This is a genomic window from Streptomyces sp. NPDC098789, assembly GCF_044759975.1.
GTDB lineage: Bacteria > Actinomycetota > Actinomycetes > Streptomycetales > Streptomycetaceae > Streptomyces.
Genome location: NZ_JBIWAJ010000003.1, coordinates 78,606 through 92,123, shown reverse-complemented (window position 1 = coordinate 92,123; position 13,518 = coordinate 78,606). Strand labels below are relative to the sequence as shown.

The 13,518-nt window shown below is 71.8% G+C and carries 10 protein-coding genes; 6 read left to right on the top strand and 4 right to left on the bottom strand.

Going from position 1 to position 13,518, the window contains the following annotated elements; translation table 11 throughout:
* Positions 1-96 precede the first annotated feature (96 nt).
* On the top strand, positions 97-870 hold the full coding sequence (locus ACIQWR_RS07965) for a YoaK family protein (RefSeq protein ID WP_404005885.1): 774 nt from the start codon (positions 97-99) through the stop codon (positions 868-870).
* 242 nt (positions 871-1,112) lie between these two features.
* Here the strand turns inward: ACIQWR_RS07965 and ACIQWR_RS07960 are convergent, their stop codons facing one another.
* On the bottom strand, positions 1,113-2,414 hold the full coding sequence (locus tag ACIQWR_RS07960) for an ROK family protein (RefSeq protein WP_404005884.1): 1,302 nt from the start codon (positions 2,412-2,414) through the stop codon (positions 1,113-1,115).
* 182 nt (positions 2,415-2,596) lie between these two features.
* Here ACIQWR_RS07960 and ACIQWR_RS07955 point away from each other — a divergent pair, with 182 nt between their 5' ends.
* The 5 genes from ACIQWR_RS07955 to ACIQWR_RS07935 all read left to right on the top strand — a co-directional run bounded on the left by ACIQWR_RS07955 (position 2,597) and on the right by ACIQWR_RS07935 (position 8,220).
* Complete coding sequence (locus ACIQWR_RS07955; RefSeq protein WP_404005883.1) at positions 2,597-3,916, top strand: ABC transporter substrate-binding protein; 1,320 nt, start codon at positions 2,597-2,599, stop codon at positions 3,914-3,916.
* Positions 3,917-3,926: 10 nt separating this feature from the next.
* Positions 3,927-4,895, top strand: coding sequence for a carbohydrate ABC transporter permease (locus tag ACIQWR_RS07950; protein ID WP_404005882.1), 969 nt, complete (start codon positions 3,927-3,929; stop codon positions 4,893-4,895).
* Complete coding sequence (locus tag ACIQWR_RS07945; protein ID WP_404005881.1) at positions 4,888-5,754, top strand: carbohydrate ABC transporter permease; 867 nt, start codon at positions 4,888-4,890, stop codon at positions 5,752-5,754. Before ACIQWR_RS07950 ends, ACIQWR_RS07945 begins: the two co-directional genes overlap by 8 nt.
* Complete coding sequence (locus ACIQWR_RS07940; RefSeq protein WP_404005880.1) at positions 5,751-7,157, top strand: GH1 family beta-glucosidase; 1,407 nt, start codon at positions 5,751-5,753, stop codon at positions 7,155-7,157. The genes ACIQWR_RS07945 and ACIQWR_RS07940 overlap by 4 nt, the downstream gene beginning before the upstream one ends.
* Positions 7,158-7,302: 145 nt before the next feature.
* The gene (locus ACIQWR_RS07935) at positions 7,303-8,220 is read left to right on the top strand and encodes an NADP-dependent oxidoreductase (RefSeq protein ID WP_404006391.1); all 918 of its coding nucleotides are present in this window, start codon (positions 7,303-7,305) and stop codon (positions 8,218-8,220) included.
* A gap of 126 nt (positions 8,221-8,346) precedes the next feature.
* Here ACIQWR_RS07935 and ACIQWR_RS07930 read toward each other — a convergent pair whose 3' ends face one another.
* The 3 genes from ACIQWR_RS07930 to ACIQWR_RS07920 form a co-directional block, all read right to left on the bottom strand.
* On the bottom strand, positions 8,347-10,077 hold the full coding sequence (locus ACIQWR_RS07930; RefSeq protein WP_404005879.1) for a discoidin domain-containing protein: 1,731 nt from the start codon (positions 10,075-10,077) through the stop codon (positions 8,347-8,349).
* Between the two features lie 44 nt (positions 10,078-10,121).
* Positions 10,122-11,198, bottom strand: coding sequence for a DUF1996 domain-containing protein (locus ACIQWR_RS07925; RefSeq protein WP_404005878.1), 1,077 nt, complete (start codon positions 11,196-11,198; stop codon positions 10,122-10,124).
* 108 nt (positions 11,199-11,306) lie between these two features.
* Entirely contained in the window at positions 11,307-13,466 is a 2,160-nt protein-coding gene (locus tag ACIQWR_RS07920; RefSeq protein ID WP_404005877.1) for a discoidin domain-containing protein, read from the bottom strand.
* Positions 13,467-13,518: the final 52 nt, after the last annotated feature.

Sequence of the window (13,518 nt, the reverse complement as noted above, 5' to 3'; positions counted from 1 at the left end):
GATTCCCCGCGAGGTCGGAAGCTGCCGTTCCGTCAGGTTCCGTCCCTCGCGGGAGCCGCGGCGGCGGCCCGGCCGCAGACCCCGAGGGAGCGCCGCATGGAGTCCGATCCGCCGCCGGGTGGGGGCCCCGCAGCGCGGCGCGGGGTGCTGCACGCGCTGGGCGACCTGTTGTTCCCGGCCGGCCCGGCGCCCGGCCTGACACCCGGCCCGGGCGGCGCGGGCAACCCGCACGGTGTGCTGCCCCCGCTGCTGATCGCCCTGACCTTCGTCAGTGGACTGGTCGACGCGGTCAGCTTCCTCGGGCTCGACCACGTCTTCGTCGCGAACATGACCGGCAACGTCGCCTTCCTCGGCTTCGCGCTCGCCGGGTACGGCGAGCTGTCGGCCAGTGCCTCGGCGCTCGCCCTGACGGCCTTCCTCGCCGGGGCGCTGATCGCCGGGCGGCTGCGGCGCGGGGAGCGGCCCGACGGCCTGGGCCGTCTGGCGGGCCCGCTGGTGGCCGTGCAGGCGGTCCTGGTGGGCGCGGCGCTGGCCACCCGGGAGGGCGGCGGCGGGCAGCTCGCGGTCATCGCCCTGCTGGCCCTCGGCATGGGCCTGCAGAACGGCGTCGTGCACCGGCTCGCCGTGCCCGATCTGACCACCACCGTCGTCACCCGGGCGCTGGCCGGGCTCGCGGTGGACCGCTGGGGGCCGGCCTCGGTGCGCCGGCTGGTCACCGTCCTGACCCTGCTCGCCGGCGCGCTGGCGGGCGGCGCGCTCACCCTCGGCCACGGACCGCGCCCGGCGCTCGTGCTGGCTGTCGTCCTGCTCCTCGCCGTCGCGCTGGCAGCGGCCCGCGCCGCCCGACCCCGCCCGGGCCCGGCGACGTAGGGGGTGTCTGACGGATGTCCGTGGCGTCGCGGCGCCCGGCACGCACTCTCGCCGCACCGACCGAAGGCCCGAGTACGTCCAGTGCGCGGGCTCCCGGTCGCCGCGCCGAGAGCACGCACCGGACACCGCTCCTTCCCCACGGACATCCGTCAGACGCCCCCTGGCGCCGGGCCGCCCCGCCCGCGGCGGCGGGCCCGCGCGTCAGCGCCCGGGCCTCCCCGCCGTGGCCGCGACGGGCCGCTTCAGCGGCGCGCCGTTCCGCCGCGGGTGGCCAGGGATGCGTGCCAGCCGGGGGGTTCCGTCGCGGGGGCCGGGACGGGGCGGCGGCCGCCCGTGGTGAAGAACGCCGACAGCGGGAGGGTGGCGGCGCCCACCGTGACCGCGTCCGGGCCGAGCGAGCCCAGGTCGATGCTGACCCGGTCGGCGGGGTGGCGCAGCGAGTAGCGCCGGGCGTGCGCGCGGACCGAGGGCAGGATGTGCGGGCCCAGCATCAGCCCGGCCCAGCCGCCGATCAGGATCCGCTCGGGCTGGAAGAGGTTGATGAGGTCGGAGAGCCCGGCGCCCAGGTACTCGGCCGTCTCCTCCAGCACCTCCACCGCCACCGGGTCCCCGGCGACGCCGTGCGCCAGCAGCACCGCGAGGGCCTCCTCCTCGTCCTGGACCTCGCCGGCGCTCCCGCCCCGCTCGGCCCACCTGGCCAGCAGCGACTCGGCCCCGGTGTACGCCTCCAGGCAGCCCAGGGCGCCGCACCGGCAGCGCCTGCCGCGCACCGACGCCGTCAGGTGGCCCCACTCCAGCGGGGTGCCGTCGGTGGACCCGCCTTCGGGGGAGCCGTCGGTGACCAGGCTGGCGCCCACGCCGGAGCCGAACAGGACGACGACCGCCTCGCGGGCGCCGCGTCCCGCCCCGAACCACATCTCCGCCTGCCCGAGGGTGCGGGCGCCGTTGTCGATGAGGTACGGGACCTCCTCGGGCAGGGCTCCTGTGGCGCGCAGCAGGGCCTCCAGCGGGACCGCGTCCCAGCCGATGGTCTGGCCGTGCACCACGGTCCCGCCGGGGGCGTCGCGCTCGACGATGCCGGGGACGCCGATGCCGACGCCCAGGAGCCGGTCCGTGCCGACGCCCGCCTCGGCGAGGACGGCGGCGATGCCGGTGCGGACGTGGTCGACGATCGGCCCGACGTCGTAGCAGCCGCGCGGCTGCAAGGGGAGTTCCGTGCGGGCGAGTTCGGTGAGGGTCAGGTCGAACAGCTCGACCCGGACCCGGGTCTCGCCGACGTCGACCCCGATCATGTGGGCGCTGCCGGGGGCCACCCGCAGCAGCGTGCGCGGCCGGCCGCCGTCGGAGTCGACGACCCCCGCCTCCTCCAGCAGGCCGTCGGCGACCAGTTCGCCGACCACGTTGCTGACGGATCCGGAGCTGAGCCCGGTGACGGGTCCCAACTCCTGGCGGCTCATGGGTCCGCCGAAGTACAACCGCTGCAGCACGGCGCTGCGGTTGCCGCGCCGCAGGTCCCGCACCGTACGTCCGTGACTGCCCGTCATGTGGCTCCTTCCGCCCTGACAACGATTCGCAACATACCCTTGCGCGACCCCTTGACGCGACCCTTTCCCGAGGCTTAACTCACGTCCTAAATTAAGGCCTGGAAGTAACGGGGCGGCCGAAAGGCGGCACCCGGCCTCCCTCCCGGCCGTCGCCCGACCCTGTTGAAAGGGGCCGATCCGCCATGCGCAGAACCCGAGCCGCGGCCGCCGTCGTGGTCACCGCCTCCCTGCTCGCCGCCGCCACCGCCTGCGGCGGTGGTTCCACCGGCGACGAGGGCGGTTCCAACGCCGCCCCCAAGGAACTCACCTACTGGGCCTCCAACCAGGGCCCCGACATCGCGGCGGACCAGGCGACCCTCGGGCCGGAGCTGAAGAAGTTCGAGGAGCAGACCGGCATCAAGGTCAAGCTGGAGGTCGTCCCCTGGGCCGACCTGCTCAACCGGATCCTGGCGGCCACCGCCTCGGGCCAGGGCCCCGACGTCCTCAACATCGGCAACACCTGGTCCTCCTCGCTCCAGGCCACCGGCGCGCTCCTGCCCTGGAACGCCAAGAACTTCGACGCGATCGGCGGCCGCGACCGCTTCGTCGACTCCGCCATCGGCTCCGCGGGAGCCGCGGGCCAGGACCCGGCCGCCGTCCCGCTGTACTCCATGTCCTACGCGCTCTACTACAACAAGAAGATGTTCAAGGACGCCGGCGTCGAGAAGCCACCGGCCACCTGGGACGAGATGGTCACCACCGGCCAGAAGCTGTCCAAGGACGGCAAGTGGGCGCTGGGCGCCGAGGGTTCCAACCTCTCCAACAACATCCACCAGGCCTACGTCCTCTCCCGCCAGCACGGCGCCGAGTTCTTCGACGCGGCGGGCAAGCCCACCTTCGACACCCCGGCCAACGTCGAGGCCGTCAAGCAGTACGTCGACCTGATGGCCAAGGACAAGATCATCGCGCCCGGCAACGCCGAGTACGACAAGAACCAGTCCCTCCAGGACTTCGCCAACGGCAAGACCGCCATGGTCCTGTGGCAGAGCGCGGCCAGCAGCTTCAAGGCCCACGGGATGAAGGAGGGCGACTGGGGCGTGGCCCCCGTCCCGGTCCCCGCGGGCGGCGCCCCCGGCCAGGGCAAGAACATCAACTCGATGGTCGCGGGCATCAACATGGCCGTCTTCAAGAACACCGACAACATCGACGGCGCGCTGAAGTTCGTGAAGTTCATGACCAGCGACGAGGAGCAGAAGCTGCTCAACAAGACCTACGGCTCGATCCCGCCCGTCAAGGCCGCGCAGCAGGACCAGGCTTTCGCCACCGAGGACCTCACCGTGCTGCGCAACACCTTGGGCACCAGCGCCGCCCCCCTCCCGCAGGTCCCCGAGGAGTCGCAGTTCGAGACGGCCGTCGGCACCGCGGTCAAGGAACTCTTCGCCGACGCCGCCGCCGGCCGCGCCGTGACCACCGAATCCGTGAAGGCCAAGCTGTCCAAGGCCCAGCAGCAGATGGCGAAGTGAGCCCCTCCCCATGACTTCCGCCACCGCGGGGCGGGTACGCCGCACCGCCGCCCGGGTGCGCCGCACCGGACGGCTGCGTCGTACCGCCCTGCCCTACCTGCTGCTCCTGCCCGCCCTGCTGATGGAACTGCTCATCCACCTGGTCCCGATGGTGATGGGCATCTTGATGAGCTTCCGCCAGCTCACCCAGTTCTTCATCCGGGAGTGGTCGCGCGCCCCCTGGACGGGCTTCGACAACTACTCCCTCGCGGTCGACGTCGACGCACCCGTCGGCGAGGCCCTGCTCCGCTCGTTCCTCACCACCTGCGAGTTCACCCTGCTCTCGGTGGGCCTGTGCTGGTCCATCGGCACCGCCGCCGCCGTCTTCATGCAGGACGCCTTCCGCGGCCGCGGTTTCCTGCGCGCCCTGTTCCTCGTCCCGTACGCGCTCCCGGTCTACGCCGCCGTCATCACCTGGGGGTTCATGTTCCAGCGGGACAACGGCCTGGTGAACCACGTCCTGCACGACCAGTTGGGCATGAGCGGCGACCACACCTTCTGGCTGCTCGGCGACAACAGCTTCTGGGCGCTGCTCATCGTGTCCGTCTGGAAGGGCTGGCCCTTCGCCTTCCTCATCGTGATGGCCGCCCTGCAGAACATCCCCAAGGAGCTGTACGAGGCCGCCGCCCTCGACGGCGCCGGCACCTGGTCACAGGTCCGGCGGATCACCCTGCCCTCCATCGGGCCCGTCAACCAGGTACTGGTGCTGGTGCTGTTCCTGTGGACCTTCAACGACTTCAACACGCCGTTCGTCCTCTTCGGCAAGTCGGCCCCGCAGGCCGCCGACCTGATCTCCATCCACATCTACCAGGCCAGCTTCGTCACCTGGAACTTCGGCACCGGCTCGGCGATGTCCGTCCTGCTGCTGCTCTTCCTGCTGCTGGTCACCGCCGTCTACCTGCTCGTCACCAGCCGCGGAAGGAACAAGGCCGATGCCTGAGGCCCGGCGCAGGTCCCCGCTCGCCCCGGCCCGCTCCTTCCAAGCGGTCCGGGCGGTCTTCCTCACGCTGCTCACCGGCTTCGTCGTGCTGCCCGTCTACGTCATGGTGACCAGCTCGCTCAAGCCGCTCAAAGACGTCGCCGGAGCCTTCCACTGGATCCCCAGCGGGCTCACCGTCCGCCCGTACATCGACATCTGGCACACCGTCCCGCTCGCCAAGTACTTCGTGAACTCCCTGATCGTGGCCGGCTCGGCGACCGCCGCCTCCGTGGTCATCGCCGTCTTCGCGGCCTACGCCGTCAGCCGCTACCAGTTCCGCGGCAAGCGCGTCTTCACGGTCACCGTGCTCTCCACCCAGATGTTCCCCGGCATCCTCTTCCTGCTGCCGCTCTTCCTCATCTTCGTGAACGTCGGCAACGCCACCGGGATCGCCCTCTACGGCTCCCGCGCCGGGCTGATCCTCGCCTACCTCACCTTCTCCCTGCCCTTCTCCATCTGGATGCTCATCGGATACTTCGACTCGGTGCCGCGCGACCTCGACGAGGCCGCCACCGTCGACGGCTGCGGCCCGATCGGCGCGCTGCTGCGGGTCGTCGTCCCGGCCGCGGTCCCCGGCATCGTCGCCGTCGCCGTGTACTCCTTCATGACCGCCTGGGGCGAGGTCCTCTTCGCCTCGGTCATGACCAACCAGGAGACCCGGACCCTGGCCGTCGGCCTCCAGGGCTACTCCACCCAGAACGACGTGTACTGGAACCAGATCATGGCCGCCTCACTGGTCGTCAGCATCCCCGTCGTCGCGGGATTCCTGCTGCTCCAGCGCTATTTGGTGGCGGGACTCACCGCGGGAGCCGTCAAGTGACCACCGAAATCATCCGCCCCGGAAGGACCGACGTGAGCGAGCACCAGCCCATCGACCTCGGCGCGCTGCCCCGCGACTTCGCCTGGGGCACCGCGACCTCCGCCTACCAGATCGAGGGCGCCGTCGACGAGGACGGCCGCTCGCCGTCCATCTGGGACACCTTCGCGCACGCCCCCGGCAACACCGCCGGGGGCGACCACGGCGACACCGCCTGCGACCACTACCACCGCTGGCGCGAGGACGTCGCCCTGATGCGCGGCCTCGGGACCAACGCCTACCGCTTCTCCGTCGCCTGGCCGCGCGTGGTCCCCGGCGGCGACGGTCCGGCCAACCCCAAGGGCCTCGACTTCTACGACCAGCTCACCGACGCCCTGCTGGCCGCGGGCATCGAGCCCTCCGTCACCCTCTACCACTGGGACCTGCCGCAGGCCCTCCAGGACCGCGGCGGCTGGCCCGAGCGGGCCACCGCCGAGCACTTCGCCGCGTACGCCGCCCAGGTGGCCGAACGGCTCGGCGACCGGGTCACCCAGTGGACCACCCTCAACGAACCCCTGTGCTCGGCGTGGATCGGCCACCTCGAAGGCAAGATGGCCCCCGGCCTGACCGACCTGACCGCGGCCGTGCGCGCCTCCTACCACCTGCTCCTCGGCCACGGCCTGGCCGCACAGGCCATCCGCGCCGCCGCCCCCGGCGCCCGGATCGGCATCGTCAACAACCTATCCACCGTCGAGCCCGCGAGCGGGAGCGAGGCCGACCTCGCCGCCGCCCGCCGGATGGACGGCCACGTCAACCGCTGGTGGCTCGACCCGGTCCACGGCCGCGGCTTCCCCGCCGACATGCGCGAGGTGTACGGCGTGGACCTGCCGGAGCGCCCCGGAGACCTCACCACCATCGCCGCGCCGCTCGACTGGCTCGGGCTGAACTACTACTTCCCCCAGTACGTCACCGACGACCCCGACGGCCCGGCCCCCCGGGCCCGCCAGATCGACCGACCCGCCGTCGCCCGCACCGGCATGGACTGGGAGGTCGACGCGAACGGGATCGAGACCCTGCTCATGCGCCTCACCGAGGAGTACGGCGCCCGCCGCCTCCACGTCACCGAGAACGGCTCGTCCTACCCCGACGCCGTCGCCCCCGACGGGAGCGTCACGGACCCCGAACGGACCGCCTACCTGCACGCCCACCTCGCCGCCTGCGCCCGCGCCGCCCGCCGGGGCGCCCCGCTGGCCGGCTACTACGCCTGGTCGCTGCTCGACAACTTCGAATGGGCCTACGGCTACGACAAGCGCTTCGGTCTCGTCCACGTCGACTTCGCCAGCCAGCTGCGCACCGTCAAGGCCAGCGGCCGCCACTACGCCTCCGTCATCGAAGCCCACCGCGCCGCCCACGACGAAGGCCGCTGACCGGCCCCGCACCGGCCCACCAGAGCGCGCCGTGCCCGTCCCGCTTCGGGGGACGGGCACGGCGTTTCGTGGTGGGATGGGTCCGGGGGCCGTTCCACCAGCTCACGGAGAGGCGAGGCGCATGTCCGAGGACAGCGAGGGCACCATGCGGGCGATGGCGTACGAGACGTACGGCGGGACGGAGGTGCTCACCGAGACCCGGTTGCCGGTGCCCAAGGTGGGACCCGGCGAGGTCCTGGTCCGGGTGCGGTGCGCCGCGGTCAACCCGGTCGACTGGAAGATCATGGCGGGCGGCCTCGACGGCCTCATGGACGTGGTGTACCCGGTGGTCCCGGGCTGGGACGTGGCCGGCACGGTCGAGGTCGTCGGCATCGACACCCCCGAGTTCACCACGGGCGACGAGGTCATGGCGTACGCCCGCAAGGACTACGTGCACGGCGGCACCTTCGCCGAGTTCGTCACCGTGCCCGTGCGCGCCCTCGCGCACAAACCCGCCACGCTCGGCTGGGCCGAGGCCGCCGGACTCCCGCTGGCCGGGCTCACCGCCTACCAGCTGCTCACCCGCCTGGGCACCGGCAAGGACGACACCGTCCTGGTGCACGGCGCGGCGGGCGGGGTCGGCTCCTTCGGCGTCCAGATCGCCCGGGCCCTGGGCGCCCGGGTCATCGGCACGGCCTCGCCCCGCAACCACGACCGGCTGCGCGAGCTGGGCGCCGAACCCGTCGCCTACGGGGACGGCCTCGCCGACCGGGTCCGCGCCCTGGCCCCGGACGGGGTGAGCGTGGTCGCCGACTTCGTCGGCGGGGTCCTCGACGTCACCCGGGCGGTCCTGGCCGACGGCGGCCGGCACGCCTCGATCGCCGACCCGGGCGTGCTGGGCGCCGGCGGCGAATGGATGTGGGTCCGCCCGGTCGGAACCGACCTCGCGGAGCTGGCGCGCCTGGTCGAGGCCGGGCAGCTGTCCGTCACCGTCGCGGAGACCTTCCCGCTGTCCGAGCTGGCGGCCGCCTTCGCGCTCAGCCAGGACGGACACACCGCGGGCAAGATCGTCGTCGAGGTCTGAGCACCCCTTCCGGGTCCGGGGTCCCGGGCCCGGGCGCGCCCGGAAACGGACGTGACCGCGCGCCGCCCTGGCGGGAAGGAGGGGCGGCGCGCGGGGTTCACGGGAGCGTGGCGGGGACCGGAAGGATCAGGCGTACACGCCGAAGTGGAACAGCGAGTAGCCGTAGCCGGTGCCGCGCTGGCTCATCTCCAGGCGCACGTACCGCCCCGAGGCCGCGATGTCGAAGTCGTCGATACCGCCGTCCCCGGTGGACGTGGCGTACGCCGTGCGCCAGGTCTGCCCGTCGTCGGAGACCTTGATCGTGTACGCCTTCCCGTACGCCGTCTCCCACACCAACTGGGCGTGCTTCAGCTGCTTCACCGCGCCCAGGTCCACCTGGAGCCACTGCGGATCGGCCCAACTACTGGCCCACCGGGTGTCGTTGCGTCCGTCCGTGGCCAGCGCCGCGGTGCACGGACAGCCGCCCCAGTTGTCGTTCTGGAAGGTGGAGGCGCTGGTCGGTCGGCCCTGCGCCACGTCCGTCCCCGACACCGGCGGCGGGACGACCCGCACCGAGCGCTGCTCCACGCCCACGTTGCCGCGCCCGTCCTTGACCTTGACGTACAGGATCCACACCCCGGTCTTCGCCGGGGTCGTGGCCCTGATGGTCCCGCTTCCCAGCGGGCCCGAGGCCACGGAGAGCAGCCCGCCGCCCCCGTCGACGTACTTGCCGCCCCAGAGGACCTCGTACGACAGCGGGTCGCCCTCCGGGTCGGTCGCCGGGGCCTGGATGGTGATCTCCTTGCCGGCCGGCACGGCCGAGGCGTCGGCCACCGCCGGGACGGACACGGTCGGCGGCAGGTCGTCGCCGGCCGTGTTCCCGCCGTACATCCGCTTCACCGCGTAGTACGCCTTGCGGCGCTCCCCGGCGGGGGTCAGGTTGAACCAGTGCCCGCCGAAGTCGTACTCGGTGCCGTAGTGGAACACGGTCGCGCCCAGCGCCACCCCCCGGTGGCCCGTGACGCAGTTCCACGCGTTGGTGTAGCCGTCGGCCATGGCCTGGTCGCCGACCTGCCGCGGCACCCCGTTCGCGTCGTTCGGCACCTCCCACTCACCGGCCGGGCCGGTTTCGGTGATGATGTACGGCTTGTTGTAACCGCCCTGCTCCCAGGCCTGCTTGACCCCGCAGACCTCCTTGTAGGAGTTGACGGCGTACAGGTCGAGGTCGGGGGAGTTGCGCTTGTAGTACGTCCAGGCGCCCACCCACGCGTCGGTCGAGGTCACCGGGTGGTTGGCGTCGATGCGGTGGATGGCCTTCGCCACGTCGTTCACGAAGGTCGTGTAGGCGTTGCGCTGGTTCTCCAGCTCGGTGCCCGCATAGCAGTTCTGCAGTCCGAGCACGGATTCGTTGCCCACGTTCCACATCAGCACGCCCGGGTGGTCCTTGTAGGTCTGCACCCACTTGGTGAACTCGGCGAGCATGGTGCTCTTGTAGGTCGCGTCCGTGACGTAGTTGGTGCAGCCGCCGCTGCCCGGGCCGCCGCCCGGCTGGAGCCAGAAGCCCGCGACGACCTTGATCCCGTTGGCCGCCGCCGCGTCGAACAGCGGCTTGCTGCTCGCGTCGGTGCCCCAGGTGCGGATGGTGTTGGCGCCCAGCGATCTCACGTCGGGCAGCAGGCGCGCGGCGTCGGCCGGGGACGGGCCCCAGGTGACGCCCTTGACCTGGTACGGCGAACCGTCCACCTGGAGCTGCCAGTTGCCCTGGGAGCCGGTCACCTTGACCACGCTGCCCGCGGCGTGCGCGGGCAGTGCGGGCAGGACGGTGACGGCTCCCGCGAGCAGGGCTGCCGCGGTGAGGGTGCGCATGCGGGAGTGCATGCAGGACCTCCTTGGAGGGGGTGGGGGGAGGGGATGTGGGTGAGCTACGGGAGGCGGTAGTCGGGGCCGAGTACGGCGCCGGCCGCGGGGTGGGTCTCGTCGTAGCCGCGGGCGTTGCACTGGAGGCCGCCCTTGATGCAGTGCTCGACGAGGGCGTTCAGGGTCCGGTCGTCCCACGCGTTGAAGAAGTCGTAGTGGAAGGTGTGACCGGCCCCGCTGGAGAGCCGTACCTGCGACATGTCCCCGCTGACCGGGAAGGCCATCTTGAACTCGACCATCGGCAGCGCCACCGGGTGGTCGGCGGGGCAGACATTGTCGTTGTTGCCCGGCTTCACCACCGGGTAGGCCATGTGCGCCTTGTGGTCCGGCGTGTCGAGGTTCTTGCCGTCCCAGCAACTCGGGGACTGCATGCGGATGTTGAGCTGGGTGCCGGCCGGGCAGTTCGCCGGGAACTCGACGTTCTTGAAGCTGTCACCGCACTCCCAGCCCTCGACCCAGCCCTTGTGGGCCCGGAACTCGGCCGCGGTCTGGGTCGGGCTGCCGACGACGAACCGCAGGCCCTTGGGGAAGGGCCGCACGCTCGAGTAGTCGGTGACGCCCGTCTTGTAGTAGATCACCTGCGGTCCGGTGGGCAGGACCGGCCGGCTGCCGTTGTAGAGCGTCGGCATCCAGTAGCCGGACAGGTCGCCGGGCGCGTTGCACGCGGTGCCGCCGCCGCTGAGCGAGGCGGTGGTGCTGAAGGCGTCCGTCGTGGTGTTGCCCAGGAAGGTGTGGTTGTGCGAGGCCCCGGGGCGGCCCGCGTAGACGATCGGGTCGTCCGGTGCGGTCCTGCTCACCGCGCAGTTGGCCTGGAACTCGTGGAAGTACCGGTCCGGGGGGTTGTTCCAGGACGGGGTCACGCCGGTGACCTGCGGTACGGCGGGGATGTAGCCGTCGCCGTCCGGGTCGTCGCCACCGGCGAGCGGGGCCACGGCCGAGTGGTCCATGCCCAGGTGGGCCGAGGTGCCGGAGTCGGGCGAGGCCTGTGCGGTCAGGGTGGTCAGGCCCAGACCGGCGGCGGCGGTCACGGCGCAGGCGACCGAGACGAGTAAGGCGGACAGGGCCCGCGGTCGGAGTTTCATCGGGTCGGCTCCTTCGGGTGGGGTGGTGGGAGAGCGCTCTCTCACACGGCCCGGAAAACGCGGGGCGGCCGCCGGGCCGCCCCGCGTCCTGCGGGGGTCAGGGGTGGATCAGGGGAACGAGAGGACGGTGGACGGGGTGGTCGAGGTGCCCGATGTCGCGGCGCCCGTGTTGTTGATGACGTGTTCGTACTGGCCGTTGCCGCCGAGCGAGACGACGAGCAGGTCGTGGAACTTCACGCCGGGCTTCACCGGGACCTCGAAGCCGTGGTCCTGACGGATCGACGGGTCGACGTTGTAGTAGCAGTAGCTGCCCAGGCCCCAACCCTCGTGGGTGGTCACCGAGTCCGCGACCTTGTAGGCCGCGTAGCCCTTGATCGAACCGTTCTGCACGGCGGCCTGGTTGGGGGCGTCGTAGGCCTTCTCGTTCTGGAAGAAGATCGTGCGACCGCGGTCGCCGTTCCACTCCACGTCGTACTTGTTGAAGTGCTCGACGAACAGGCCGGTGGCCAGGACGTCGTCGCCGTTGACCCGGAAGCCGTAGTCGGAGCGGTTGGTCTCCCAGCCCACCCCGTCACCGTGGTCGGCGCGCCAGATCCAGGTGTGGTCGACGATGGTGTCGTGGTTGTTGATCACCATGCCGGACGTGGCCTTGCCCGCGCCCGCGCCGCCGACCCGGATGAAGACGTCCTGGACGGTGGTCGGGTTCGCCGCGTGGTCCGTGGTGGTGCCGGCCGGGCCGACCTCCAGCAGGCTCGGCGAGTTGACGGTGCCCGCGTCGACGAGGAAGCCCGCGAGCTTGACCCCGTCCACGTCGGCCACCTTCAGCGCGGTCACGCCGTTGTCCGGGACGATCGTGGCGAGGCCGAGGCCCAGCACCACCGTGTCGGGGCGGTTGACCTGGATGGTCTGGTTCACGTGGTAGACGCCGGGGGTGAAGAGCAGGTGCAGGCCCTGGGCCAGCGCCTGGTTCATCGTCGCCGCGGTGGTGCCGGGCTTGACCACGTAGAAGCGGTTCAGCGGGATCGACGTCCCCTGCGGGGCGCCGTTCCCCCAGGACGTGCCGCGGGCGTTCACGCGCTTGGCGGGCACGAACACCTTGTACTCGGAGCCGTCCAGGTACAGGAACGGCTTCTCGCGGGAGACGGGCGTGGTGTCCAGCGTGGTGTAGCGCGGGTCCGGGAAGGACTGCGCGGGCGCGCCCTGGGTGCCGGAGAAGACCTGGTTCCAGACCGAGTTGCTCCAACCGCCGATCGAGCTGTCGCGGGTGTACCACTGCTGCTGCGAGTAGTTGCCGACCTGGCCGTCGATCCTGGAGTCGGCGATGTACCCGCCGGAGGCCCAACCGTAGCCGTTGGGGGCCAGGTTGAGGCCGCCCTTGACGTGCATCCGGCGGAACGGGGCGGCCTGGGAGACGGCCCAGCGGTCGGTGCCGTTGACCGGGTTCAGCGCGAGGTTCTCGGCCGAGCGCCAGAAGTTCTGGGTGGCGTTGCCGCCGAACCAGCCCGCGTCGACCGTCACGTCACCGTTGATGGTGGTGTCGTCCGGGTTCAGGCCGAGGCCCGAGATCGAGGTGTAGAAGCCGATCTGGGCGTTGAGGCCGTTGTAGGTGCCCGGCTTGAAGAGGAACTGGTAGCGCCCGGAGCCGAACTGGGCGGACTCCTGCTGGGCGAAGACCTGGTCCAGCTTGGCCTGGATGTTCGGCGTGGACGGATCGAAGACGATCACGTTCGGGCCGAGGTCGCCGCCGCCGGGCAGGGTCGGGCCGGTGTCCCCGCTCGTCCCGTACACCTGGAACTCGAAGAGCGAGTAGCCGTAACCGGTGCCGCGCTGGGTCCCGTACACCCGGACGTAGCGGGCGGTGCCGCTGAGGTCGTGCGTCTGGACCCCGCCGGTGCCGGCGGCCGTGGTGTACGCGGTGCTCCAGTTGGCGCCGTCGGTGGACAGCTCGATCCGGTACGCCTTGCCGTACGCGGCCTCCCAGCGCAGGACGACCTGGCTGAGCTGGGCCGGTGCGCCCAGGTCCACCTGTATCCACTGGGGGTCGGCGAACTGGCTGGACCAGCGGGTGTTGTTGTCGCCGTCGACCGCGGCGGAGGCCGGGGTGCCCGCGCCCTCGATGCTGGACGCGGTCGCGGGCTTGCCCTGGGAGAGCAGCGTCGGGGCGGCCTGGGCGGCGGTGGCGGGCAGCAGCATGAGCAGGGCCGCGACCAGCGCGGCGGCGAGCGCCGCCGCGGTGAACCGCGGCGGCCGATCGGAGAGCAATCGCATGGAGGTACTCCTGACGTCGGGGATCCGGGGGGATCGAAGCGTGAGTGAACTG

Excerpts from the sequence above, each read along its gene's own strand:
- ACIQWR_RS07935 (WP_404006391.1), top strand. The coding sequence starts at position 7,303 with ATGCGGGCGATGGCGTACGAGACGTACGGCGGGACGGAGGTGCTCACC.
- ACIQWR_RS07930 (WP_404005879.1), bottom strand. The coding sequence starts at position 10,077 with ATGCACTCCCGCATGCGCACCCTCACCGCGGCAGCCCTGCTCGCGGGA.
- ACIQWR_RS07925 (WP_404005878.1), bottom strand. The coding sequence starts at position 11,198 with ATGAAACTCCGACCGCGGGCCCTGTCCGCCTTACTCGTCTCGGTCGCC.
- ACIQWR_RS07960 (WP_404005884.1), bottom strand. The coding sequence starts at position 2,414 with ATGACGGGCAGTCACGGACGTACGGTGCGGGACCTGCGGCGCGGCAAC.
- ACIQWR_RS07965 (WP_404005885.1), top strand. The coding sequence starts at position 97 with ATGGAGTCCGATCCGCCGCCGGGTGGGGGCCCCGCAGCGCGGCGCGGG.
- ACIQWR_RS07920 (WP_404005877.1), bottom strand. The coding sequence starts at position 13,466 with ATGCGATTGCTCTCCGATCGGCCGCCGCGGTTCACCGCGGCGGCGCTC.
- ACIQWR_RS07950 (WP_404005882.1), top strand. The coding sequence starts at position 3,927 with ATGACTTCCGCCACCGCGGGGCGGGTACGCCGCACCGCCGCCCGGGTG.
- ACIQWR_RS07945 (WP_404005881.1), top strand. The coding sequence starts at position 4,888 with ATGCCTGAGGCCCGGCGCAGGTCCCCGCTCGCCCCGGCCCGCTCCTTC.
- ACIQWR_RS07955 (WP_404005883.1), top strand. The coding sequence starts at position 2,597 with ATGCGCAGAACCCGAGCCGCGGCCGCCGTCGTGGTCACCGCCTCCCTG.